The sequence below is a fragment of the Bartonella sp. PS17NMGDW genome (assembly GCF_042193555.1).
Classification (GTDB): Bacteria; Pseudomonadota; Alphaproteobacteria; order Rhizobiales; family Rhizobiaceae; genus Bartonella; species Bartonella grahamii.
This window is the reverse complement of record NZ_JBHILY010000002.1, coordinates 81,996-105,886: the sequence shown is the minus strand read 5'-3', so window position 1 is coordinate 105,886 and position 23,891 is coordinate 81,996. Positions and strand designations below refer to the sequence as shown.

Sequence of the window (23,891 nt, the reverse complement as noted above, 5' to 3'; positions counted from 1 at the left end):
GCTCAAGCAGCGTTTAATTTTGGAAGGATAGCAATCAATTTATCGCCATCATGATCAACGATAAGGGCTTGAACAATTGTTCCTGCTTTTGCACCTTTAACTTGTACAAGAGTATAATCTTCCGTTCGTCCGATTTCATCTTTTTCAACGAGAATTGTTTGTAGACTGTTTTGTAAATGAGCAAGATGCTTTTGGTAAGCCTCCTCACCTGCTTTACGTAATTTTTCAGCACGCATCTTAACTATTTTACGGTTGATTTGTGGCATACGTGCGGCAGGTGTTCCTTCTCTTGGACTAAAGGGGAAGACATGGAGATGGGTTAAATTACAATCTTTGATTAAAATAAGACTGTTTTGAAACATCTCTTCTGTTTCTGTAGGAAAACCAGCAATTAAGTCGGCACCATAAACCATTGTAGGACGTTTGGCACGCAATTCTTGGCAAAATTGAATAGCATGTTCGCGTAAGTGTCGCCGTTTCATCCGTTTTAAAATCATATTATCACCTGCTTGCAAAGATAAATGCAAATGGGGCATGATCCTTGTTTCATAAGCTAAAAGATTGATGAGTTCTTCGTCTGCTTCAATTGAGTCAATAGATGAGAGGCGTAATCGCGCTAAGTCAGGGACATGATGCAAAATTGCTGAAGTTAATTTTCCTAGAGTAGCTTTTCCAGGAAGATCGTGACCATAACTTGTAAGATCAACACCTGTAAGGACCACTTCTTGGATACCCTCACCTACCAGCTTTTTAATTTGTTCTATGACAGCACCCATGGGAACTGAGCGAGATGGTCCTCGTCCATAAGGAATAATGCAAAATGTACAGCGATGATCACATCCATTTTGTACCTGTACAAAAGCGCGGGTGCGCTCTTGCATTGCACTGACCATATGTGGAGCAATTTTTTGTACTTCCATAATGTCATTGATACGCACTTTTTCGGAATGGTTAATACCAAAATCAGGAAGTTGACGATAAGAATGGGCGTGAAGTTTATCTTCGTTTCCTAAAACGAGATCCACTTCTGTCATTGAGGCAAAATTTTGCCCTTCTGTTTGGGCTGCACACCCTGTTACAATGATACGTGCATGAGGATTTTCACGTCGTGCTTTGCGGATAGCTTGTTTTGCTTGTCGTACGGCTTCGGCAGTGACAGCACAGGTATTAAAGATAATAGCACCATCTTTAAGCTGATCTAGCCCTGAAGAAGTACTTTCTTTGCGAATGATTTCCGATTCGTAGCTATTAAGTCGACAACCAAAAGTTACAATTTCTATTGCCATCAGGAGTGATCCTTTTTGTAGCACCCTGTTAGAGGGCTTAAAAAACCACTAAATTGATATTTTATTGGTCCTATCATAATAACGTGATCGTCTTCTCGGTAAAAAATATTAAGTGTTCCCTTTGGTAAGTTTACATCAATATGGCGTTGTGTGAGACCACGACGATAAGCAGCCACTGCACTTGCACAGGCAGCACTCCCACATGCTTGTGTTAATCCTGCTCCTCGCTCCCATGTCCGTAAATTTAGACTTTTCTTTGACGTTATGCAAGCAATGGAAATATTGCACTGTTCGGGAAATAGGGGATCATGTTCAAGTTTCGGCCCATATTTTTCTAATGGAATATGTTGAATATCATTTTCAACAAAAAAGATAGCATGGAGATTGCCAATGGATATGAGACAAGCATCTTTTAGGGGACCAGCCGTAATTTCTACGTGATTGGTATCAACTATTTCACGTGAAACAGGCATCTCTTTTGCATTGAAATTTGGGCATCCCATATCAACAGAAATGAGATTATCGGTTTGATATTTCCCTTCAATAATTCCAGCGGGAGTTTCTAAACGAAATTTTTCACCAAAATTGTGATTTTTAAGCCATGCAACAACACAGCGGGTACCATTGCCACAAGCTTTAGCCATTGATCCGTCGGCATTCCATATTTCTATGCGGAAGTCGGCTTTTTTCTGGGTTGGTGTGTGGATAGCCATGATTTGATCAAAATGCATTTCGGGATCTGCCGACAAAGCGAGGATTGCTTGCGATGTAAGAGTATGAGTGCTTTCACGCATATCAACAACAATAATTTGATTTCCAAGACCGTCCATTTTGCTAAATGGCGTTTTCATGAAACTTCTCTATTTCTAATGATTACTTATAAAGAGATATATGACTGAAAATCTTATAAATTTCTAGTGTTTAATAAATATAAAATTGGGTACATAAATTATTTCGTTTAAAATAAATGATTTTAACCTATTTTTTTAATTTGTTAATTTATCTTTGTAACTATAACAAATATTCACTTAATTTCTTTGTGAACTTATTTATTGTCGTGGGAGAGAGTACAGATATGTCGTTTTCAAAAATTTCGTTTTTCGTTGCACTATCAACTGTAATGCTTTTAGGGGGATGTTCAACAACACGGTTTGACAGTAATGACGGTAGTAACGCATTAGAAGTTTTTTATCCATCTCAACAAATGACAACATTGGAAGTGTCTGATCTGTCATCTACTTCTTCGTCGATATCTGAGGCAGCAAACGCTTCGATGTATGAGAAGGGAGATTCTCAGAGTGATGGACGAATGGCTAGTCTCGAATTGCCAAGTAATGCTACTGATTTATTTCCTGCAAGTGTTGCTGGTGTATGGAATCTTTCTATGGGGGGTAAAGTTTGCCGGATCGCAACGCCGCAAACAAAGTTTGGACAAGGGTACCGTGCTGGTCCTTTACACTGTCCAGGAATTGCTTCTCAAGTGAGATCGTGGGCTGTTAAAGGAAAAAGATTATATTTTTATAATAACTCTGGACGTGTTATCCTTGCTCTCTACTCTTCAAATGTTGATCGTTTTGAGGGACGTACACTTGATGATCATCCCGTTGTTTTAAGTCGTTAAATCATTTTTGATCGTTTATGAAAAACTAAGCTAGACGGACAGATTCGTGAAAAGTATTTATATTTTTCATTGAGAACGGTTTGAAAAAGGTTGTTTGGATGATTCTCGTTTCAACACGTTATAAAGAGCTTGTCTCTAAAGGAGAGGTTTGTTTTGACCCCGCTCAATTAGCTATAACAGAATATTTTGATCATTTATTAAAAAAAATTGCGGAACAAAACATCTCTCGTCCTTGGACTTGGAAATTTTGCTCTTTCTTTAATAGAATATTTAAAAGAAAAAAACAAAATATTTCTTGTGTTGTAAAACAAGGGGATGAAAAGGGTTCTTTTCAGGGATTATATGTTTTTGGTGAAGTAGGACGGGGCAAAACTATGCTGATGGATTTGTTCTTTTCTTGTTTGCCTAAAGGTCATAAAAAGCGTGCTCATTTTAATGATTTTATGACTGATGTGCATGAGCGTATTAATTTTTATCGTCAAGCATCTGGGGGTAAAAAATTTAAACAAGATAATCCTATTTTAGCTGTTGCTGAAGATCTTGCACGAGAAGCAAAGGTACTTTGTTTTGATGAGTTTAGTGTAACAGATATTGCTGATGCTATGGTGTTGGGGCGGCTTATTTCTGCTTTGTTTGATAAAGGAATTTTCTTTATTGCGACTTCAAATGTGGCGCCGGATAACCTTTATTGTAACGGTTTAAATCGTGAACTCTTTTTGCCTTTTATTCAAGTTTTGAAAGCATATGTTCGTGTTGTTAATCTTGATGCAAAAACAGATTATCGTCTTGAAAAATCAAATCTACAGCCTGTGTATGTAGCACCTTTAGGAAAAAAAGCAGATGAATGCATGGATCAAGCATGGGCACTTGTATTGCAAGGACATAAGGAGATATCTGATGAGCTTTCTATAAAAGGGCGCCTTATTCCTATTCCGCGCGTTGGTGCAGGATGTGCACGCTTTGATTATGGAGATTTATGTGCAAAGCCTTTGGCAGCGGCTGAGTATTTGGTATTAGGGGAGCGTTATCATACGATTTTTATTGATAATGTACCGGTCATGGATGATACATGTCGCAATGAAACAAAACGGTTTATTTTGCTTATTGATATTCTTTATGAGCGCCACATACGGTTATTTATGTCGGCAGCGGCAGAGGTGGGGGATTTGTATAAAGGGAATGCACAGATTACGGAAACATTTGAATTTCAAAGAACACAGTCACGTCTTTTTGAAATGCAAAGCCACGATTATTTAAAACTTTGGGAAGAACATTTTCTTTTGAAGAAGAAGCATTGATTATACTTTTACCTTTACGTAAACTGTAAAAACAATAACTCTTTGAAATTAAAGAAACGTAATAATTCTGTTGTATTTTTTTTAAATTCACTTTATCGATACATCGTGATAATTTTCTAATAGTTGTTTCAGCGGAGGTTTGTTGTTTCTGTAAGGAGAAAAATTTGTAAATTTCATTTCTTTACTCCTTTTTATGATATTGTTTGAATATGGTTGAAGTCAAAAATATTCAGTATAGGGACGCTGATGGGTGTGCGCTGAATTATCTAAAAGTTAGGAAAAAATAAAATGGCACGAAAAAAAATAGCTCTCATTGGTTCAGGTATGATTGGTGGTACTTTAGCACATATTATTGGGCTTAAAGAACTTGGTGATGTTGTTTTATTTGATATTGCGGAAGGTGTGCCACAAGGTAAGGCTCTAGATATCGCCGAATCTTCTCCCGTCGACGGTTTTGATATCAGTTTAAAAGGTGCTAATGCTTATGAAGCAATTGAAGGATCTGATGTTGTTATTGTAACAGCAGGCGTTGCGCGAAAACCTGGTATGAGCCGGGATGATCTTTTGGGCATTAATTTAAAGGTGATGGAACAAGTTGGAGCTGGAATTAAAAAATACGCGTCTTCAGCATTTGTTATTTGTATTACCAATCCCCTTGATGCGATGGTGTGGGCATTGCAGAAATTTTCAGGTCTCCCTACACATAAAGTGGTTGGTATGGCTGGTGTTCTTGATTCAGCACGTTTTCGTCATTTCTTATCTGAGGAATTTAAGGTCTCTGTTAAAGATGTGACAGCGTTTGTTTTAGGAGGGCACGGTGATTCAATGGTTCCTCTCGTGCGTTATTCAACGGTTGGTGGTATTTCTTTGCCTGATCTTGTAAAGATGGGCTGGACGACACAGGAAAGAATTGATCAAATTATCCAGCGTACCCGTGATGGTGGTGCAGAAATTGTTGGTTTGTTAAAAACAGGTTCTGCTTATTATGCACCAGCAGCTTCTGCTGTTTCTATGGCTGAGGCCTATTTAAAGGACACTAAGCGTGTTGTGCCTGTTGCAGCTTATCTTTCAGGAGAATATGGGGTTAATGATACCTACGTTGGTGTTCCTGTTGTAATTGGTGCAGGTGGTGTTGAGCGAGTCATTGAAATTGATCTTGATAAAGAAGAAAGAGATGCTTTTGATCATTCAGTAAATGCAGTTAAAAAGCTTTGTGAAGCTTGTATTGCTCTTGTGCCTAGTCTCAAGTAAATTGAACAAGATTTAATTCATTAAAACTAAGTATTTAGAATATTAAAACTTTAGGATTAATAATGATCCATAAAAGAAAAGGACAAATGCATGAATATCCATGAGTATCAGGCCAAACGTCTGCTTCATGAATATGGAGCACCAATTGCAAATGGTGTCGCTGTTTATTCTATAGAGCAAGCTGAAAAATGGGCGGAAAAATTGCCCGGACCTCTCTATGTGGTTAAAAGTCAGATACACGCTGGTGGTCGTGGTAAGGGTAAGTTTAAAGAACTTGGTCCTGATGCAAAGGGTGGTGTTCGGCTTGCAAAATCTGTTGAAGAAGTTGTTGCAAATGTTCAAGAAATGCTTGGTAAAACTTTGGTAACCAAACAAACGGGTCCAGAGGGTAAGCAGGTCAATCGTCTTTACATTGAGGATGGTGCCGATATTGAAAGGGAGCTTTATCTTTCACTTTTGGTTGATCGTGGCGTTGGTCGAATTGCTTTTGTTGTTTCAACAGAAGGTGGAATGGATATTGAAACGGTTGCTGAAGAGACACCAGAAAAAATATTCACGCTTCCCATTGATGCTGTAGAGGGTGTTACTTCGGTTGATTGTGCAAGACTTTGTGATGCATTGAAACTACAAAGTAGTGCGCGAGAAGATGGTGAAAAGCTTTTTCCGATTCTCTATAAGGCATTTTGTGAAAAAGATATGAGCCTTTTAGAAATCAATCCGCTTATTGTGATGAAAGATGGTCGTTTACGTGTTCTTGATGCAAAAGTTTCTTTTGATAATAATGCTCTATTTCGTCATCCAGATATTTTAGAATTACGCGATCTTTCAGAAGAGGATCCAAAAGAAATTGAAGCATCAAAGCATGATCTTGCTTATGTTGCTCTTGAGGGTACAATTGGCTGCATGGTTAATGGTGCGGGTCTTGCTATGGCAACAATGGATATTATCAAACTCTATGGAGCTGAGCCTGCAAATTTTCTTGACGTTGGTGGTGGAGCGTCAAAAGAAAAGGTGACAGCTGCTTTTAAAATTATTACGGCCGATCCAAATGTTAAGGGCATTTTGGTTAACATTTTTGGTGGTATTATGCGTTGTGATGTCATTGCTGAAGGTGTGGTTGCTGCTGTTCGTGAGGTTGGTTTAAAGGTTCCCTTAGTTGTTCGTCTTGAAGGCACTAATGTTGAGCAGGGTAAAGCAATTATCAATGAAAGTGGTTTGAATGTTATTCCTGCTGATGATTTAGATGATGCTGCTCAAAAAATTGTTGCAGCCGTGAAGGGAGCTTAAGCTATGTCGATTCTTGTGAATAAAGAGACAAAAGTTCTAGTTCAAGGGCTTACAGGAAAAACAGGAACATTTCATACAGAACAGGCGCTTGCTTATCATGGTACGCAAATGGTTGGGGGTGTTAATCCTAAAAAGGGTGGAGAAACATGGGAAGGTTCAAAAGGCGAAACTCTTCCTATCTTTGCTAATGTTGCAGAAGCAAAGGAAAAAACAGGCGCGGATGCTTCTGTTATTTATGTTCCGCCTGCAGGGGCTGCGGCAGCTATTATAGAGGCTATTGAAGCTGAAGTTCGTTTAATTATCTGTATTACGGAAGGTATTCCCGTTATGGATATGGTTAAAGTGAAGGCGCGGTTAGAAAACTCAAAGTCTCGTCTTATTGGTCCTAATTGTCCTGGTATTCTTACACCAAATGAATGTAAAATTGGTATTATGCCTGGTTCTATTTTTAGAAAAGGTTCTGTTGGGGTTGTTTCGAGGTCGGGAACTTTAACTTATGAAGCCGTTTTTCAAACGAGTCAGGAAGGTCTCGGGCAAACAACTGCGATAGGGATTGGTGGCGACCCTGTTAAGGGCACTGAATTTATTGATGTGTTGGAAATGTTTTTAGCGGATGATGAAACTCAGTCTATTGTTATGATTGGGGAGATTGGTGGTTCTGCTGAAGAAGAAGCAGCACAGTTTCTGCAAGATGAAGCAAAAAAAGGTCGTAAAAAACCAGTTGTTGGCTTTATTGCTGGCCGTACAGCTCCTCCAGGACGTACAATGGGACATGCTGGTGCTGTTATTTCTGGTGGTAAAGGTGGAGCAGAAGATAAAATTGCGGCAATGGAATCAGCAGGGATTCGAGTGTCTCCTTCACCATCACAGATAGGTAAGACTTTGATGTCAGTTTTGAAGGGCTAAAAGAAAATTTCATCTGAATAAGAAAAAGTTCTTAGATTCAGGTGAAAAAACTTGAGTATAAAAAGGTAAAACTTTTTTGAATGTTTGAATCATTGCTTGTTTTGTAAGCATTTAAAGGTTGAAAAGAGATATAAGGAGACGGAATAGATGTTCCGGAGAGGTATATGGCAAGGCAGGACGAAATAAATAGCCTTTTTGCACAGACATCATTTCTTTATGGTGGCAATGCGGATTATATAGATCAACTTTATGCTCAATATGAAAAAGATCCTACCAGTGTTGATTCACAGTGGCGTGCTTTTTTTGAAGGACTTCATGATAATAAAGAAGATGTTCTCAGAAATGCTGAAGGGGCAACATGGCAAAGTGATCATTGGCCAGTAAAGGCAAATGGAGAATTGGTTTCTGCTCTTGATGGTGATTGGTCTTCTCTTGAAAAATATCTTGGTGATAAATTAAAGGAAAAAGCAATAACAGGTGCTGCACAAAAGGGAAAAACTTCCAGTGAGCAAGATGTTATTCGTGCAACACGTGATTCCGTTCATGCAATTATGATGATTCGTGCTTTTCGAGCACGGGGGCATCTTCGGGCAAAGCTTGACCCTCTTCAATTGGCCGAAAAACAAGAAGATTATAAGGAACTTTCTCCAGAAGCTTATGGTTTTACTCCAGCTGATTATGAGCGTCCCATTTTTATTGATAATGTTTTAGGGTTGGAATATGCAACTATTCCACAAATGCTTGAAATTCTCAACCGTACTTATTGTTCAACAATCGGTGTGGAATATATGCATGTTTCTGATCCGGTTCAGAAAGCATGGCTTCAAGAACGCATTGAAGGGCGAGATGAAAAAATTTCTTTCACACAACAAGACAAGAAAGCTATCCTTAATAAGCTTATTCAGGCGGAAGGTTTCGAACAGTTTTTAGACACTAAATATAAAGGTACAAAGCGTTTTGGACTCGATGGTGGTGAAGCGCTGATTCCCGCTCTTGAACAGATTATCAAATGTGGTAGTGCTTTAGGGGTGCAGGAAGTTATTTTAGGAATGGCACATCGTGGTCGTTTAAATGTTCTTTCACAAGTTCTTGCCAAGCCGCATAGGGCTATTTTTCATGAGTTCAAAGGGGGATCTTATAAGCCTGATGATGTGGAGGGATCCGGTGATGTCAAATATCATTTGGGAACTTCAGCTGATCTTGAATTTGATGGTAAAAAAGTTCATTTATCGCTGTTGGCCAATCCATCTCATCTTGAGATTGTTGATCCGGTTGTTATAGGAAAAGCACGTGCTAAACAAGATCAACTTATGGGACCTGCACATACTGATTTACTCTCATTAAGTGAGCGTTCAAAAGTGATGCCACTGCTTATTCATGGTGATGCTGCTTTTGCAGGACAAGGCGTTATCCAAGAAACTTTTGGTCTTTCAGGTCTTAAAGGTTATCGTGTTGCAGGCTCACTTCATGTGATTATCAATAATCAGATTGGTTTTACAACATCTCCGCGTTTTTCACGTTCTTCGCCTTATCCATCAGATGTTGCAAAAATGATTGATGCACCAATTTTCCATGTGAATGGTGATGATCCTGAGGCAGTTGTTTTTGTTGCAAAAATAGCAACAGAGTTTCGCCAAATTTTCCATAAACCAGTGGTTATTGATATGTTTTGTTATCGCCGTTATGGGCATAATGAAGGTGATGAGCCTTCCTTTACGCAGCCACTTATGTACAAGGCAATTCGTAATCATAAAACAACACTTCAACTTTATAGTGACCAATTGGTAGCAGAAGGGGTGATTTCTCTAGAAGAGATTGAGCAACAAAAAAAATTATGGCGCGATAAGCTTGAAGGTGAATTTGAAGCAAGTGCTTCTTATAAGCCTAATAAGGCTGATTGGCTTGATGGAAGCTGGACGGGACTCAAAGCTTTTAGTAGTTCTGATGAGCAACATTCTAGAACAACCGGTGTTGAATTAAAAATTTTAAAGGAAATTGGTCAAAAAATTGTCGAAATTCCGGCAGATTTTCACGTTCACAAAACCATTCAACGTTTTTTAAATAATCGTGCTAAAATTTTTGAAACCGGTGAGGGTGTTGACTGGGCAACCGCTGAAGCTCTAGCTTTTGGTTCGCTTTGTTTGGAAGGAGCACCGGTTCGTCTTTCCGGTGAGGATGTTGAACGGGGAACTTTTTCGCAACGTCATTCAGTTCTTTATGACCAAGAAAATGAGGCGCGTTATATTCCTTTGAATCATTTACAAAAAGGGCAAGCGCTTTATGAAGTTGTTAATTCTATGCTTTCTGAAGAAGCTGTTCTTGGTTTTGAATATGGATATTCTCTTGCTGAACCACGTGGTTTAACGCTTTGGGAAGCGCAATTTGGTGATTTCTCCAATGGTGCACAGGTCATTTTTGACCAATTTATTTCTTCTGCGGAGCGTAAGTGGCTTCGTATGTCTGGTCTTGTGTGTTTATTGCCTCATGGTTTTGAAGGGCAAGGGCCGGAGCATTCTTCTGCACGTTTAGAACGGTTTCTTCAACTTTGTGCGGAAGATAATATGCAGGTTGCTAATTGTACAACCCCTGCAAATTATTTTCATATTTTGCGTCGACAAATTAAGCGTGATTTCCGTAAGCCATTGATTTTGATGACACCGAAATCACTTTTACGTCATAAGCGAGCTGTTTCTCTTCTCAATGAAATGGGGCCAGAAACAAGTTTCTGTCGTGTTTTGCTTGATGATGCAGAATGTCTCAAAGATTCTGTCATTAAGTTGCAAAAAGATAATAAAATTCGCCGTGTCGTTCTTTGTACTGGTAAGGTTTATTACGACCTTTATGAAGAACGTGAAAAAAAGGGTATTGATGATGTTTACCTCCTTCGTGTTGAACAACTTTATCCTTTCCCTGCTAAAGTTTTGGTGAATGTGTTGTCGCGCTTTTTGCAGGCGGAAGTTTTTTGGTGCCAAGAGGAACCAAAAAACATGGGGGCTTGGTCATTTATTGAGCCTTATTTGGAATGGGTTTTGACGCATATTAATGCGCAATATTCACGTGCTCGTTATGCAGGACGTCCTGCGAGTGCGTCACCGGCCTCTGGGTTAATGGTGAAACACCTTGAACAACTGGCTGCGTTTCTTAAAGACGCGTTAGGTTCTTAATTTATTACTACTCTGATGTATGGAAAAATATTATGACTACTGAAATTCGTGTTCCTACTTTGGGCGAATCGGTTACCGAAGCAACGATTGGCAAATGGTTTAAAAAACTTGGCGAAGCTGTCGCTATGGATGAGCCTTTGGTTGAATTAGAAACTGATAAGGTAACCGTTGAAGTTCCTTCTCCTGTTGCGGGAAAATTATCTGAAATCATTGCAAAAGAAGGCGATACGGTTGAAGTAAATGCTCTTTTAGGAGTGGTGGAAGCTGGAGAAGCTGGTGTCTCCCAATCATCTTCACCTTCTGCTACACTTGTTCCAGCAGCTTCATCTGAATCGGAGAAGCCTGCTTCGAGCAGTACAATGCCTCCTTCTCCTTCAGCAGCAAAATTGATGGCTGAAAATAATGTTGCAAAAAGCGATATTTCAGGTTCTGGAAAACGTGGACAAATTCTTAAAGAAGATGTTCTTGGTGGATTAAAACAAAGTACAAATGCTCCTACACCCTCTTCTTCTGCGACGAGTTCTTCGGCAACTCCTGTTCAAGAAACACGTGAAGAGCGGGTTCGTATGACGAAATTGCGTCAAACAATTGCTCGCCGTCTTAAAGATGCACAAAATATAGCAGCAATGTTAACCACATTTAATGAGGTTGATATGTCAGCGGTGATGGATTTGCGCAAGCGTTATAAGGATCTTTTTGAAAAGAAACATGGTGTTAAACTTGGTTTTATGGGTTTTTTTACCAAGGCTGTTTGTCATGCATTAAAAGAACTTCCCGCTGTTAATGCCGAGATTGATGGGACAGATATTGTTTACAAAAACTATGTCAATGTCGGAATTGCTGTTGGAACGGATAAAGGGCTTGTTGTTCCAGTGGTGCGAGATGCAGATCAAATGTCATTGGCAGAGATTGAAAAAGAGATTGGGCGTTTGGGGCGTCTTGCGCGTGATGGAAAATTAGCCGTTTCTGATATGCAGGGCGGAACTTTTACCATTACCAATGGTGGTGTGTATGGATCGTTGATGTCAACACCGATTTTGAATGCACCACAATCTGGTATTTTGGGAATGCATGCGATTAAAGAGCGAGCAATGGTTGTTGAGGGCCAAGTTGTGATCCGCCCCATGATGTATTTAGCGCTTTCTTACGATCACCGTATTGTGGATGGGCAAGAAGCTGTAACTTTCCTTGTACGTGTTAAGGAAAGCTTAGAGGATCCGGAACGCCTTGTTCTTGATTTGTAAAATACAGTTTTCAGGATGAAAGGAGAAACGGATGTCTTATGATGTGGCTGTGATCGGAGCGGGTCCAGGTGGTTATGTAGCAGCAATAAAGGCTGCACAACTGGGGCTTAAAGTAGCGATTATTGAAAAGCGTACAACATTAGGAGGAACATGTCTCAATGTTGGTTGTATTCCTTCTAAAGCATTGTTGCATGCTTCAGAAGTGTTTTCTGAAACCCAGCATGGTTTTGAAACGCTTGGTATTTCTATTGGTAAATCTAAGCTTAATCTTGAACAAATGATGGTTCATAAGAAAGCTGTGGTGACAGCCAATACAAGTGGTGTTTCTTTTTTGATGAAAAAAAATAAAGTTGATACTTTTTTTGGGACAGCCAAAATTTTGAGTGCGGGTCATGTGGAGGTTGTTGCCAGAGATGGTAATAAACAAACAATTGAAACAAAAAATATTATTATTGCTACCGGTTCAGAGAGTTCAGGCATTCCAGGGGTGAATGTTGAAATTGATGAAAAGACTATTGTTTCTTCTACGGGAGCTCTTTCACTTGAAAAAGTACCAGAGCATATGATTGTAGTGGGTGCTGGTGTTATTGGTTCAGAACTTGGATCAGTTTGGAGCCGTTTAGGTGCTAAAGTTACCATTATTGAGTATCTTAATAAAATTTTGGGCTCAATGGATGGTGAAGTTTCACGGCAATTTCAGAAATTAATGGAAAAACAGGGGATAGAATATAAAACGGGAACAAAAGTAACAGCTGTTACACAATCCGGCTCAACTGCTCAGGTGACTTTTGAAGCCATCAAAGGTGGCGCAGCTGAAACTTTAGAGGCTGATGTTGTGCTTATTGCTACTGGACGTTCTCCGTATACGGAGGGGCTTGGCTTACAAGAGGCTGGTGTTCAGTTAGATGAACGCGGATTTATTGCAATTGATGCTCATTGGCAGACGAATGTTCCAGGAATTTATGCGATTGGTGATGTCGTAAAAGGGCCAATGTTAGCGCATAAAGCAGAGGAAGAAGGCGTTGCTGTGGCAGAAATTTTGGCAGGTCAAAAAGGGCATGTTAATTTTGATGTCATTCCTAGTGTTGTTTATACGCAGCCGGAAATTGCGAGTGTAGGAAGGACAGAAGAAGAGCTAAAAACTGCTGGTATTGAATATAATGTTGGCAAATTTCCTTTTATGGCTAATGGTCGTGCACGTGCAATGCAAAAGAGTGATGGGTTCGTTAAAATCCTTTCTGATAAAAAAACAGATCGGGTATTAGGGGGGCATATTCTTGGATTTGGTGCTGGTGAAATGATCCATGAAATTGCAGTTTTAATGGAATTTGGTGGTTCATCAGAAGATCTGGGGCGTTGTTGCCACGCACATCCTACTTTATCAGAAGCCGTGCGTGAGGCAGCTTTGGCAACATTTGCTAAACCACTTCATATTTAAAAAGCTTTTAAAAAGTACATTTTAAAAGGCATAGGAGGCAGAAAATATTTGTGAAGCATACAACAACATTTTAAAACTTTAAAAAGGAATACAACCAATTATATTGAAATATTCCGTTTGTTGTATGCTTTTCGATAATTACTGTTTTAAAATTCAGTTGTGTAGTTTTTAGATTATCCTGTTGTGCATTATCGTTTAGAGCGGTGGTGTTTGTTTGGTTTATGTAAAGTTTTACATATGGGGTGGTTTTTTATACTATTATAAAATATTTAGGATAGGATTCTGAGCCTATTTGCGTGCTTTGTTTTAAGAACACATCTCTCAAAATGCGCAAACCTACTTCACGATGGTGCTCGTGAATGGTATAGCTGTAAAGTTCCTCTTGAAATATATAAAATTCATTCAAATTGTTATAAGACCTATTTGTGCATCATCATCTTTATGTTTAGTAAACGTATACGCTGACATTATAATGCACTTTTTCAGTTCTCAATATTGCTAAAGCTCTTTATTATTTGAAAGTTTTCATAAGAGAATATTACAGTTTTCAGCGTTATTAATCAAGTTGAAAATGATATTTGTTGTTATAAATCAATGTTTTATATATGAAAATGAATCATGTGAAGAGGGAAGCCAAGAGGAATTCGCTCAAAGAAATTTAATTGTTTAATGATTGGAGTGGGTTAAGGATCTTTGTCATTTAAGATAAAGAGGGGAGGGATTGAATATTCTACAAAATACCACTCTTTTTTAAAAGAGCGGTATTTTTATATCTTTTCTTTATCACACTATCTTTTTGATGATAATGACAAGTTATACAGTGTGATTAAATTAGTTTTTGCTTCTCTGTTTTTCTTGATCATTGCTTGTTATGTCTTAGAAAGATGATATGTCTCTTCTTTAAGGTTGTTAAGAAATCGTAATGTTGCCAAAATATAACGAATAGCTAAAATTTTTTTGAAAACCATAATTACATGAGAATATTAAGTTTGTTTTCATTGGGCAGTTTTCTGATAACTTAAAAAATCAAGCATATGCTTTCTATAGGTATAAATTTAAAATTCTAATTTTTTATCCTCTTGTTGTTCTCTTATAAAAGTGGGAAGCCCCATACGATCAAGATATTTAAGGAAAGGGCGGGGTGGTAATTCCTCTACATTGACCATAGTCTTAACATCCCATTCGCCTGTAGCAATGAGAAGGGCTGTAGCAGCGGCTGGTACGCCAGCGGTATAGGAAATGCCTTGTGCTCCAGTTTCATGAAAAGCTTGTTTGTGATCGGCTATATTATAGATAAAAATTTCTCGCAGGTGCCCATCTTTTTCGCCTTTAATAAGATCTCCGATACAGGTTTTTCCTGTGTAGTCTGGGGCGAGAGAGGAAGGGTCGGGTAAGACGGCTTTCACGACTTTCAAGGGCACGACTTCTTGACCTTCTGCCGTTTTAATCGGTTGTTCGGATAAGAGTCCGAGGTTTTTTAGAACCGTAAAAACAGTGATATAACGTTCACCAAATCCCATCCAGAAACGGACATTCTCCACATCGAGATTTTTTGATAATGAATGAATTTCATCATGTCCCGTCATATAGGCTTTTTGTTTTCCAACAACGGGAAGATCCCATTCATGGCTGACTTCAAACATTTTATTGGAAGTCCATTTTTTATTTTGCCATGACCATACTTGTCCTGTAAACTCACGGAAGTTAATTTCTGGATCAAAATTTGTAGCAAACCAACGCCCATGATTTCCGGCATTAATATCAATAATATCAATATCTGTGATTTTATCAAAATAATTATCACGCGCTAATGCTGCGTAAGCATTCACTACACCTGGGTCAAAACCTGCTCCTAAAATAGCGGTTATACCAGCTTTTTCACATTCTTGACGCCGAGGCCATTCATAATTGCCATACCAAGGAGGTGTTTCACAGATTTTCAACGGGTCTTCATGAATCGCTGTATCGATATAAGCGCATTTGGTTTCAATACAAGCTGAAAGAACAGACATATTAAGAAAGGCAGAACCAACATTAATGACAATTTCGCATTTGGTCTTTTGGATGAGCTTTATAGTTTCTTCTACATTCATGGCATTGAGCGAATGGCTTTTGAGAACACCCTGTTCTTTCATTGTGTTTTTTTCTTTAATGGAAGCAATGATGGCTTCACATTTTTTGAGTGTTCGTGAAGCAATGTGAATTTCACCAAGAATATCGTTGTTTTGAGCACATTTGTGTGCAACAACTTGTGCAACACCTCCAGCACCAATAATGAGAACATTTTTTTTCATTGTAGGTTCATCTCCTTTTTAATACTGTTGTATGACGTTTTTATGGTTGATCTTTATGAAAGGCTTTTCTGATAGTCGTTATAGCTGAATTGGCGTTGAAGTGTTAGTGTACCATCGCATTCTTTGAGAACAATAGCAGGCATTGTAACGCCATTAAACCAGTTTTTCTTGACCATTGTATAACCTGCTGCATCCTGAAAAGACAGCCGATCGCCTATTTTAAGAGGTTGTTGAAATTGAAATGTTCCAAAAATATCACCAGCAAGACAAGATTTTCCACAAACCATGATTTCATGGGGACCTTGATTGGGTTCTAATTTGGCATTTTCACGATAAATGAGAAGATCAAGCATATGTGCTTCAATTGAGCTGTCAACGATGGCAAGATTCTTTTCATTATACAATGTGTCAAGAACACTGACTTCTAATGTGGTGCTTTTGGTGATAGCAGCTTCTCCTGGTTCTAGAAAAATAGTAACACCATGGGTTTTAGAAAATTGTTTTAAACGTTTTGCGAAAGATTCTAAAGGATAATTTTCAGCGGTAAAATGGATTCCGCCACCAAGGCTTATCCAGTCAACAGCAGAAAAAAGTTCTGCAAATTTTTCTTCCATGTGATTCAGCATTTGATTAAAAAGATTAAAATCAGCATTTTCGCAATTGTTGTGGATCATTAGGCCATTGATGAGGGGTAGAACTTCTTTTATAGCGCTTTGATTGGTTTCGCCTAAGCGGCTAAAAGGGCGGGAGGGATTGGCAAGATCAAAATTGGATGCGCTGATTCCTGGATTTAACCTCAAACCCCGTTGGATGGTTTTGCTAGCTTTAGAAAAACGTTGAAGTTGTTGGATTGAGTTAAAGATAATTTTGTCTGCATAGCCACAGGCTTCATCAATTTCATGATCGGCCCAAGCAACCGAATAAGCATGTGTTTCTTTGCCAAATTTTTCTCTTCCTAAACGCAGCTCATAAAGGGATGATGATGTGGTTCCATCCATGAACTCAGACATTAAATCAAAAACACTCCATGTGGCAAAACATTTCAAAGCAAGTAAAATTTTAGCTCCAGACATTTCCCGTAAACGAGAAATTGTTTGCATGTTTTTGATGAGTTTCGATTTGTCTATAAGATAGTAGGGGGTTTTTATCATCATTTATTCATTCTTTTTTGAAGGATCTTATTACCAAGATCAACGTTTAGTACAAAGAGTAACAGAATGTCTCAAGAAAAAAGAGTCTTAAGAAAAGAATCTGTTTCTGTCTAGCAAGAGAAAGGCTTTCTGTAATTACTGTTGTTTATTATTTTGAGTTTTGCGTTATGAGTATGAAAAAAAAATTATATTATGCTTTAGCTTTTGTATTGGTTAGCAGTTTTTTCATTATAACAACTACTCTTGTTAATTGGGGGAAAAATAGGAGTTATGCTAAAGCCAAACTGGTTACTCAGACTTCTGTCCAAGATAGTTCGGTGCCTTTGATTTTTACGGGGCGTAGAGAACTTAATGGTTTTAAAGGTTATCGTCATTATCGGCGTGGTTATCGTAAATATAGTGATAATTGGTGGTATCCTGAAGTGGCATTTGTTACATCACGGCACTTAAGCACAAAAGGCGCATCATTAAAAGTTGTACCAGATGCTAAAAAAGTGTTTTTAACGTCTTCTTCGGAAAAATTAGAAAAAAAAGAGCCATGGATGCTTAAACAACATATTGAATCTTGCCGTGCGCGTTATCGCTCTTATAATAAAAATGATAATAGTTTTCAGCCTTTTCACGGGGGGCGTAAACAGTGTTTATCACGCTTTTTTAAAGGATAGAAATTATTAAATAAATTTTTAATTGCTTCTTGTCGTGGGCGTTATTGTTCTTACAATAAAGAGAGAACTTGCGTGGTGCGTAGCATTTTCATGCAAGCGTTTTTTTTGAAAAATTTAAATACTTTTAAGTTTTATTAAATCTTATTATCATTAAGTGTGGAATGGGGGGAGGATATAAGTTTTTGTTTTGTCGATGACAAAATATTAAGGACAGGATGGAGTTGAAAGAATGACAACACGGGAAGCAATGTTGATATTGCTCGTTTTGCTTCCCTTTGGTGGAAGTGCTGTCATTGGCTTTTTTCGCTCGACAGCAAAAAATAATGAAGCATGGTTTGCTGGGATTGTTGCACTTTTCTGTCTTATTTTTACAATAATGCTTTATCCAGAAGTTTGCGAAAACCACATAGTGCGTTTAGATATTTCTTGGCTTCCAGAATGTGGGAGCGATTTGATTCTCCGTATAGATGGTTTGTCGTGGCTTTTTTGCTTGCTCATTACAGGAATTGGGCTGCTTGTTGTCATTTATTCACGTTATTACATGGATCCAGCAGATTCTGTACCGCGATTTTTTTCCTTTTTTTTGGCCTTTATGGGATCAATGACGGGAATAGTCTTATCAGGCAATCTCGTCTTTTTGGTTATTTTTTGGGAACTCACCAGCATTTTTTCTTTTTTGTTGATCGGCTATTGGTACCATAATGCAAGTGCGCGTGAGGGTGCGCGTATGGCTCTAACGATCACAGGTTTTGGCGGTTTTGCTCTTTTTATTGGGGTTTTATTGATTGGGTATATTGTTGGCAGTTTTGATTTGGATAAGGTGCTTCAGTCTGGAGATATGATTCGGTCAAGTTCTCTTTATAGTCCTGTCCTTATTTGTATTTTATTGGGGGGATTAACAAAAAGTGCGCAGTTTCCCTTTCATTTTTGGCTGCCCAATGCGATGGCTGCTCCAACCCCCGTATCGGCTTATTTGCATTCAGCAACCATGGTAAAAGCGGGATTGTTTTTACTTGTTCGTTTATGGCCTGTGCTTTCTGGGACAGAATCTTGGTTTTGGCTAGTTGGCTTTTCAGGACTCTCGACATTGCTTCTTGGTGCTTATTTTTCCATGTTTCAGCAAGACTTGAAAGGACTGCTTGCTTACTCGACTATTAGTCATCTTGGATTGATTACCACGCTTTTAAGCCTTGGTAGTCCACTTGCTTGTGTTGCAGCGATCTTCCATATGGCCAATCATGCTACTTTTAAAGCTTCTTTATTTATGGCTGCTGGTATTATTGATCACGAGACGGGAACACGTGATATGCGTAAATTGTCAGGGCTTTATCGCTCTATGCCTATTACAGCAACTCTCGCTTTAGTTGCAAGTGCAGCGATGGCTGGAGTTCCCTTGTTGAATGGTTTTTTATCGAAAGAGATGTTTTTTGCTGAAGCTGTTGAAACGCATATGGAATCATGGCTCGATTGGATTGCACCTTATGTAGCAACGCTGGCTAGTTTGTTTAGTGTAACCTATTCTATACGCTTTATTCATGGCGTTTTTTTGGGTCCAAAACCTGTCAATTTACCCAAAACTCCCCATGAACCACCGCATTTCATGCGTTTACCAATGGAGCTTTTGGTGTTTATTTGTTTAGCCGTTGGTATTTTTCCTAATTTAACTATAGGACCTATTTTAGATAACGCGGTCGTGTCTGTTTTAGGATCAATGACAATCCCTTATAGTTTAGCCGTTTGGCATGGGTTGAATACTCCATTAGTGATGAGTTTTGTTGCGTTATTAGGAGGCGGATTGCTCTACGCTGTCGGGCACCGTTATTTTTTATCCTGTGATGATGGAGCACCTTTTTTTCGTCACTTAAATGGACCGCGTATTTTTGAACGTATTCTCGTGATTATTTCTTGGAAATGGGCACGTGCGGTGGAATCTATTTTATCAACACGCCGTTTGCAGATACAGTTGCACTGGATTTTTTGGGTGTGTTTTGCATTTGTTGGTCTTTTACTTTGGTGCGATGGTTTCATTTCAGCGGGGGCGTTACCGCTTTTTCCAGTTGATATTCCTTTTCTTGCTCTTTGGTTAGTCGGCGGATTATGTGCGCTTTTAGTTGCTTGGCAAGCAAAGTTTCATCGTCTTGCATCACTCATGTTGTCGGGGGGAGCTGGTTTGATGACTTGTGCAACCTTTTTATGGCTTTCTGCTCCTGATTTAGCAATAACACAATTAGTTGTTGAGGTTGTTACAGTCGTCTTATTATTGCTTGGTTTACGGTGGTTGCCTAAACGTTTGCATAATCCTACACCAACGCCTGTTCGTTTTTTCGTGCGCTTGCGTCGTATCCGTGATTTCATCATAGCCCTTGTGGGAGGTGCTGGTGTAGCATGGCTCTCTTTTGCAGTGATGACACGTCCTCAAGGTACGACGATTTCTGATTTTTTTCTCACCAAGGCTTACTCTGATGCTGGTGGTCGCAATGTTGTGAATGTGTTGTTGGTTGATTTCCGTGGTTTTGATACTATGGGAGAAATTGTCGTTTTGGGTGTTGTTTCTCTCACTGTTTTTGCCCTTTTACGGCGGTTTCGTCCTGCCCCTGAAAGTATTGATGCACCTTTTCAACAACGTGTTCAAAAAGCCTTTGATATGGCACAGCCTAATCGAAATGTGGGAGATACAGTTTTGAATTATTTAGCTGTTCCTGCTGTTATTATGGGTTGGCTCTTTCCGATTATTATCGCTTTTGCTGTTTATTTATTCATGCGAGGGCATGATCTGCCAGGAGGTGGATTTGTTGGTGGTATTACTTTGGCGATAGGATTTATTTTACAATATCTTGCACGCGATATTCGGTGGGTGGAAACGCATTTGAGAGTTTTACCTTTGCGTTGGATGGGCTTTGGCTTATTGTTGTCAGTCGTAACGGGGATGGGCTCTTGGTTTTTTGGATATCCTTTTTTAACATCCTTTTTTCGATATATTCATTTTCCGTTAATTGGAAAAGTTCCCATGGCATCTGCTTTTTTGTTTGATTTTGGTGTGCTTTCTCTTGTGTTAGGAGCAACTGTTCTCATTTTAATTGCACTTGCACACCAGTCAATTCGGAGTTACCGAATCGGGAAGAAACCTGTTTTGAAAGAGAAGGAAAATTAATGGAAATTGTTCTTTCTTTAGGTATTGGTATTCTTGTTGGATCAGGAATTTGGCTTATTTTACGTCCACGCACTTTTCAAGTCATTCTTGGTTTGTCTTTGATTTCCTATGGTGTCAATCTTTTTATGTTTTCAATGAGTAGACCGCGTAGTAATGCTGCGCCAATTGTTGATCCTACTGCTGTTATTAATCCAGCTAATTATGTCGATCCTCTCCCTCAAGCTTTAGTTTTAACTGCGATTGTGATTGGTTTTGCAACGACAGCTTTATTTTTAGTTATTCTCTTGGTTTCACGCGGTTTAACGGGTTCAGATCACGTTGATGGACGTGAGGTGCAGTGATGGAAGTAGGGGTGCATCATCTCCTTATTTTGCCTATTCTTTTGCCGTTAATCACTGGAGCTGCTCTACTTTTCTATGATGAACGGCGTTCGAAATTTAAATCATTGATTAGTCTTTTTTCGGCGGGATTGTCGGTCGTTATTGCTGTTTTATTAATTATACGTACTCTTGAAATAGCGCCGGCTTGTGATGTTTATCGGCTTGGCAATTGGCCCTCTTCCTTCGGAATTGTTTTGGTCCTTGATCGTTTAAGCGCCATGATGCTTTTACTTTCAAGCTTGTTGGTGACTAGCGTACTGGTTTTTGCGCGGGCTTATTGGTACAAAGCTGGTTCTCATTTTCAGTCACTGATGCAATTTTTTATGGTGGGGATAAATGGCGCTTTTTTGACCGGTGATTTATTTAATTTATTTGTATTTTTTGAAGTTATGTTAACGGCTTCCTATGGGCTTGCTTTGCATGGTTCTGGTCAGGCACGCGTACGCGCAGGGTTGCATTATGTCGTGGTTAATCTTGTTGCTTCATTACTTTTTTTAGTTGGTACAGCACTCATTTATGGAGTCGCTGGTACTCTTAATATGGCCGATTTGGCTGTTAAAATAAAATATATATCTTCTACAGATATTGTTTTGTTCGAAATAGGTGTTGCACTTCTAGGTATTGCTTTTTTGCTTAAGGCTGGTATGTGGCCGCTTAATTTTTGGTTGGTGCCAACTTATAGTGCAGCAGTAGCGCCTGTTGGAGCTTCTTTTGCGCTTTTGAGCAAGGTGGGTATTTATATTATTTTACGTTTAACGCTGCTGTGGTTTGGTCCTGAAAGTGAATATTTTAACCATTTTGGTCATACCGTTTTGTTTTATGGTGGGTTGGCCACTATGATTTTTGGTTTTATTGGGGTATTGGCGAGTCAAGTTTTAGTGCGTTTGGTAGCTTATAGTGTTCTTGTCTCTTCTGGTACATTGTTGGCAGCAATAGGGATCGGCAATGCAGCACTGACAGCAGGTGCTCTTTTTTATATTGTTTCTTCAACTTTAGCACTGGGAGCTTTTTTTCTTTTGGTAGAGTTGGTTGAACGCTGTCAAGATGTGGCTGCTAATGTTCTGGCTGTCACAATGGAGGTTTATGGTGATGATGAAGAGGAGGAAGAAGATGAAGTTGGCACATATTTCCCTGTAACCTTGGCAATTCTTGGGGCTTGTTTTGGTATTTGTGCCATTTTGATTATTGGATTGCCACCTTTTTCTGGTTTTGTTGCTAAACTTATGATGTTCATGGCAGTTTTAAACCATAGTAGAGAGGATTTTTTTGCCTCTCTTCCGGTTTATCACGATTGGCTTTTTGTGGTTTTTGTTACCCTCTCTGGTTTTGCAGCTTTGATTGCACTGACACGAACGGGGATTCGAACTTTTTGGGTTTCTCTTGAAGGTCGCGTTCCCCGTGTGCAGGTGATAGAATTTGCACCTATTGCTGTTCTTCTTGCTTTGTGTTTTCTTATAACAATTGTAGCCGGTCCTGTTAGTCATTATATGTCTGAAACTGCTAAGACTTTGTATGAACCTCAGAATTATATTGGGAGCGTTTTAACGGATTTTTCTCTCGAAAAGAGGGAGATGAATAAATGAATCGTTTTTGTCCTTCTCCTTTTTTCAGTGGTGTCATTGTCCTTATGTGGCTTATTTTAAATGGTTTTAGTTTAGGGCAATTGCTTTTAGCCATTATAACCGCTTTGTTTTGTGGTTGGATGATACGGCTCCTTGAACCGGAGAAGGTTGCTATTAAAAGTTGGAGTGCGGTTTTTCGTCTTATTTTTCGAGTCTTAATAGATTCTATATCCTCAAATATCTCGGTCGCTTGGTTTGTTTTAACAAAAAGGTCTCGAAAACAGCGATCTGGCTTTATTGTAGTGCCTCTTCTGCTTCATAATCGCACTGCTTTGGCTATTTTAGCGTGCATCCTTTCGGCAACTCCTGGAACGGCTTGGGTTGCCTATAATAGTAAAAAGGGTGAGCTTTTGCTCCATGTCTTAAATTTAAAAAAAGGATATAATTATCAACGATTGATAAAACAACGGTATGAGCAATTACTTTTGGAGATTTTCTTATGAGTATGGTGATCCTTTATTGGGGGCTTTTCTTTTCACAGTTTTTTTTAAGTTTGGCGGTGATCTTCGCATTGTTTCGGTTGATTCGTGGTCCACGGGCACAGGATAGAATTGTTGGTTTGGATGCTCTTTATATAACCACTGTTCTTTTGTTTCTTACATTCGATATCCGTTCAGGAACAACCATTTATTTTGTTGCTGCTCTCATTATTGGGTTGTTGGGGTGTGTATCAAGCATCGCTTTAGCGAAGTTTCTTATGCGGGGGGAGATTATTGAATGAAAGATGACGTATCGCTTGTGGTGGCTATTGCTATCACGGTTTTCTTAATATTAGGGTCTGGATTGACACTGATCGCAACGATAGGTTTGGTGCGTTTTTCCAGTTTTTATCAGCGTTTGCATATGCTTTCAGTATGTACGAGTTGGGGCGTTGGTAGCATTCTTATTTCTTCATTTCTTTATTCAATATTTGTGGACCATTATTTTGTTTTTCATGAAGTGTTGCTGATGTTTTTTTTGTTTTTAACAGCACCGGTAGCTTCTATGTTGCTCTCACATACAGCAGCTTATCGACATCATTCAGAAGAACAGTCAGAAAAACCGCTGGCTCTTTTATTAAACCAGACGGAGGAAAAGTTACCCACGTCAGAAGGAACATCAAGCGATGAGAGCCAGCGCGGTTCTTGAAATGT

19 protein-coding genes are annotated in these 23,891 nt (G+C 39.0%); 15 read left to right on the top strand and 4 right to left on the bottom strand.

All coding sequences use genetic code 11. The features are described from left to right. Positions 1-2: 2 nt before the first annotated feature. Both mtaB and dapF read right to left on the bottom strand, forming a co-directional pair. Complete coding sequence (gene mtaB, locus ACFIJK_RS01900; RefSeq protein WP_375626102.1) at positions 3-1,286, bottom strand: tRNA (N(6)-L-threonylcarbamoyladenosine(37)-C(2))-methylthiotransferase MtaB; 1,284 nt, start codon at positions 1,284-1,286, stop codon at positions 3-5. Continuing rightward, entirely contained in the window at positions 1,286-2,137 is an 852-nt protein-coding gene (dapF, locus tag ACFIJK_RS01895; protein WP_375625532.1) for a diaminopimelate epimerase, read from the bottom strand. The genes mtaB and dapF overlap by 1 nt, the downstream gene beginning before the upstream one ends. A 224-nt stretch (positions 2,138-2,361) precedes the next feature. On the opposite strand from dapF, the gene ACFIJK_RS01890 reads away from it, so the two are divergent. From ACFIJK_RS01890 to lpdA, 8 genes are all read left to right on the top strand, one after another. Beyond that, entirely contained in the window at positions 2,362-2,907 is a 546-nt protein-coding gene (locus ACFIJK_RS01890) for an AprI/Inh family metalloprotease inhibitor (RefSeq protein WP_015857108.1), read from the top strand. Between the two features lie 98 nt (positions 2,908-3,005). Further along, positions 3,006-4,205, top strand: a complete 1,200-nt coding sequence (gene zapE / locus ACFIJK_RS01885; RefSeq protein ID WP_375626300.1) for a cell division protein ZapE — start codon at positions 3,006-3,008, stop codon at positions 4,203-4,205. A 288-nt stretch (positions 4,206-4,493) separates the two neighbouring features. Beyond that, on the top strand, positions 4,494-5,456 hold the full coding sequence (mdh, locus tag ACFIJK_RS01880) for a malate dehydrogenase (RefSeq protein ID WP_375626099.1): 963 nt from the start codon (positions 4,494-4,496) through the stop codon (positions 5,454-5,456). A 90-nt stretch (positions 5,457-5,546) separates the two neighbouring features. Further along, the gene (gene sucC / locus ACFIJK_RS01875; protein ID WP_375626098.1) at positions 5,547-6,743 is read left to right on the top strand and encodes an ADP-forming succinate--CoA ligase subunit beta; all 1,197 of its coding nucleotides are present in this window, start codon (positions 5,547-5,549) and stop codon (positions 6,741-6,743) included. A gap of 3 nt (positions 6,744-6,746) precedes the next feature. Continuing rightward, positions 6,747-7,649, top strand: a complete 903-nt coding sequence (gene sucD / locus ACFIJK_RS01870; RefSeq protein ID WP_375625535.1) for a succinate--CoA ligase subunit alpha — start codon at positions 6,747-6,749, stop codon at positions 7,647-7,649. A 164-nt stretch (positions 7,650-7,813) separates the two neighbouring features. Beyond that, complete coding sequence (locus tag ACFIJK_RS01865; protein WP_375626095.1) at positions 7,814-10,813, top strand: 2-oxoglutarate dehydrogenase E1 component; 3,000 nt, start codon at positions 7,814-7,816, stop codon at positions 10,811-10,813. 32 nt (positions 10,814-10,845) lie between these two features. After that, the gene (odhB, locus tag ACFIJK_RS01860) at positions 10,846-12,057 is read left to right on the top strand and encodes a 2-oxoglutarate dehydrogenase complex dihydrolipoyllysine-residue succinyltransferase (protein WP_375625537.1); all 1,212 of its coding nucleotides are present in this window, start codon (positions 10,846-10,848) and stop codon (positions 12,055-12,057) included. A gap of 31 nt (positions 12,058-12,088) precedes the next feature. Further along, positions 12,089-13,495, top strand: coding sequence for a dihydrolipoyl dehydrogenase (lpdA, locus tag ACFIJK_RS01855; protein ID WP_375626093.1), 1,407 nt, complete (start codon positions 12,089-12,091; stop codon positions 13,493-13,495). A 1,055-nt stretch (positions 13,496-14,550) separates the two neighbouring features. Here lpdA and ACFIJK_RS01850 read toward each other — a convergent pair. Next, the gene (locus ACFIJK_RS01850; RefSeq protein WP_015857100.1) at positions 14,551-15,789 is read right to left on the bottom strand and encodes a saccharopine dehydrogenase family protein; all 1,239 of its coding nucleotides are present in this window, start codon (positions 15,787-15,789) and stop codon (positions 14,551-14,553) included. A gap of 53 nt (positions 15,790-15,842) precedes the next feature. Further along, positions 15,843-16,940 carry a carboxynorspermidine decarboxylase gene (locus ACFIJK_RS01845; RefSeq protein ID WP_375626298.1) on the bottom strand — a complete coding sequence of 366 codons (1,098 nt, stop codon included), beginning with the start codon at positions 16,938-16,940 and terminating at the stop codon, positions 15,843-15,845. 167 nt (positions 16,941-17,107) lie between these two features. Between ACFIJK_RS01845 and ACFIJK_RS01840 the strand changes: the two genes are divergently transcribed. The 7 genes from ACFIJK_RS01840 (at position 17,108) to mnhG (ending at position 23,886) form a co-directional block, all read left to right on the top strand. Next, complete coding sequence (locus tag ACFIJK_RS01840) at positions 17,108-17,605, top strand: BA14K family protein (RefSeq protein ID WP_375625539.1); 498 nt, start codon at positions 17,108-17,110, stop codon at positions 17,603-17,605. Between the two features lie 229 nt (positions 17,606-17,834). Then, entirely contained in the window at positions 17,835-20,756 is a 2,922-nt protein-coding gene (locus tag ACFIJK_RS01835; protein WP_375626090.1) for a monovalent cation/H+ antiporter subunit A, read from the top strand. After that, positions 20,756-21,097, top strand: a complete 342-nt coding sequence (locus tag ACFIJK_RS01830; RefSeq protein ID WP_375626088.1) for a Na+/H+ antiporter subunit C — start codon at positions 20,756-20,758, stop codon at positions 21,095-21,097. The genes ACFIJK_RS01835 and ACFIJK_RS01830 overlap by 1 nt, the downstream gene beginning before the upstream one ends. Then, the gene (locus ACFIJK_RS01825) at positions 21,097-22,719 is read left to right on the top strand and encodes a monovalent cation/H+ antiporter subunit D (RefSeq protein ID WP_375626086.1); all 1,623 of its coding nucleotides are present in this window, start codon (positions 21,097-21,099) and stop codon (positions 22,717-22,719) included. Before ACFIJK_RS01830 ends, ACFIJK_RS01825 begins: the two co-directional genes overlap by 1 nt. After that, entirely contained in the window at positions 22,716-23,201 is a 486-nt protein-coding gene (locus ACFIJK_RS01820; protein WP_375626084.1) for a Na+/H+ antiporter subunit E, read from the top strand. The genes ACFIJK_RS01825 and ACFIJK_RS01820 overlap by 4 nt, the downstream gene beginning before the upstream one ends. Further along, positions 23,198-23,479, top strand: coding sequence for a K+/H+ antiporter subunit F (locus ACFIJK_RS01815; protein ID WP_375625542.1), 282 nt, complete (start codon positions 23,198-23,200; stop codon positions 23,477-23,479). The genes ACFIJK_RS01820 and ACFIJK_RS01815 overlap by 4 nt, the downstream gene beginning before the upstream one ends. Further along, the gene (mnhG, locus tag ACFIJK_RS01810) at positions 23,476-23,886 is read left to right on the top strand and encodes a monovalent cation/H(+) antiporter subunit G (RefSeq protein WP_375626082.1); all 411 of its coding nucleotides are present in this window, start codon (positions 23,476-23,478) and stop codon (positions 23,884-23,886) included. Before ACFIJK_RS01815 ends, mnhG begins: the two co-directional genes overlap by 4 nt. The last annotated feature ends 5 nt before the right edge of the window (positions 23,887-23,891 follow it).

Bases quoted from the DNA above. Each gene is read 5' to 3' on its own strand.
- mtaB (WP_375626102.1), bottom strand. From the start codon at position 1,286: ATGGCAATAGAAATTGTAACTTTTGGTTGTCGACTTAATAGCTACGAA.
- dapF (WP_375625532.1), bottom strand. From the start codon at position 2,137: ATGAAAACGCCATTTAGCAAAATGGACGGTCTTGGAAATCAAATTATT.
- ACFIJK_RS01890 (WP_015857108.1), top strand. From the start codon at position 2,362: ATGTCGTTTTCAAAAATTTCGTTTTTCGTTGCACTATCAACTGTAATG.
- zapE (WP_375626300.1), top strand. From the start codon at position 3,006: ATGATTCTCGTTTCAACACGTTATAAAGAGCTTGTCTCTAAAGGAGAG.
- mdh (WP_375626099.1), top strand. From the start codon at position 4,494: ATGGCACGAAAAAAAATAGCTCTCATTGGTTCAGGTATGATTGGTGGT.
- sucC (WP_375626098.1), top strand. From the start codon at position 5,547: ATGAATATCCATGAGTATCAGGCCAAACGTCTGCTTCATGAATATGGA.
- sucD (WP_375625535.1), top strand. From the start codon at position 6,747: ATGTCGATTCTTGTGAATAAAGAGACAAAAGTTCTAGTTCAAGGGCTT.
- ACFIJK_RS01865 (WP_375626095.1), top strand. From the start codon at position 7,814: ATGGCAAGGCAGGACGAAATAAATAGCCTTTTTGCACAGACATCATTT.
- odhB (WP_375625537.1), top strand. From the start codon at position 10,846: ATGACTACTGAAATTCGTGTTCCTACTTTGGGCGAATCGGTTACCGAA.
- lpdA (WP_375626093.1), top strand. From the start codon at position 12,089: ATGTCTTATGATGTGGCTGTGATCGGAGCGGGTCCAGGTGGTTATGTA.
- ACFIJK_RS01850 (WP_015857100.1), bottom strand. From the start codon at position 15,789: ATGAAAAAAAATGTTCTCATTATTGGTGCTGGAGGTGTTGCACAAGTT.
- ACFIJK_RS01845 (WP_375626298.1), bottom strand. From the start codon at position 16,940: ATGATAAAAACCCCCTACTATCTTATAGACAAATCGAAACTCATCAAA.
- ACFIJK_RS01840 (WP_375625539.1), top strand. From the start codon at position 17,108: ATGAGTATGAAAAAAAAATTATATTATGCTTTAGCTTTTGTATTGGTT.
- ACFIJK_RS01835 (WP_375626090.1), top strand. From the start codon at position 17,835: ATGACAACACGGGAAGCAATGTTGATATTGCTCGTTTTGCTTCCCTTT.
- ACFIJK_RS01830 (WP_375626088.1), top strand. From the start codon at position 20,756: ATGGAAATTGTTCTTTCTTTAGGTATTGGTATTCTTGTTGGATCAGGA.
- ACFIJK_RS01825 (WP_375626086.1), top strand. From the start codon at position 21,097: ATGGAAGTAGGGGTGCATCATCTCCTTATTTTGCCTATTCTTTTGCCG.
- ACFIJK_RS01820 (WP_375626084.1), top strand. From the start codon at position 22,716: ATGAATCGTTTTTGTCCTTCTCCTTTTTTCAGTGGTGTCATTGTCCTT.
- ACFIJK_RS01815 (WP_375625542.1), top strand. From the start codon at position 23,198: ATGAGTATGGTGATCCTTTATTGGGGGCTTTTCTTTTCACAGTTTTTT.
- mnhG (WP_375626082.1), top strand. From the start codon at position 23,476: ATGAAAGATGACGTATCGCTTGTGGTGGCTATTGCTATCACGGTTTTC.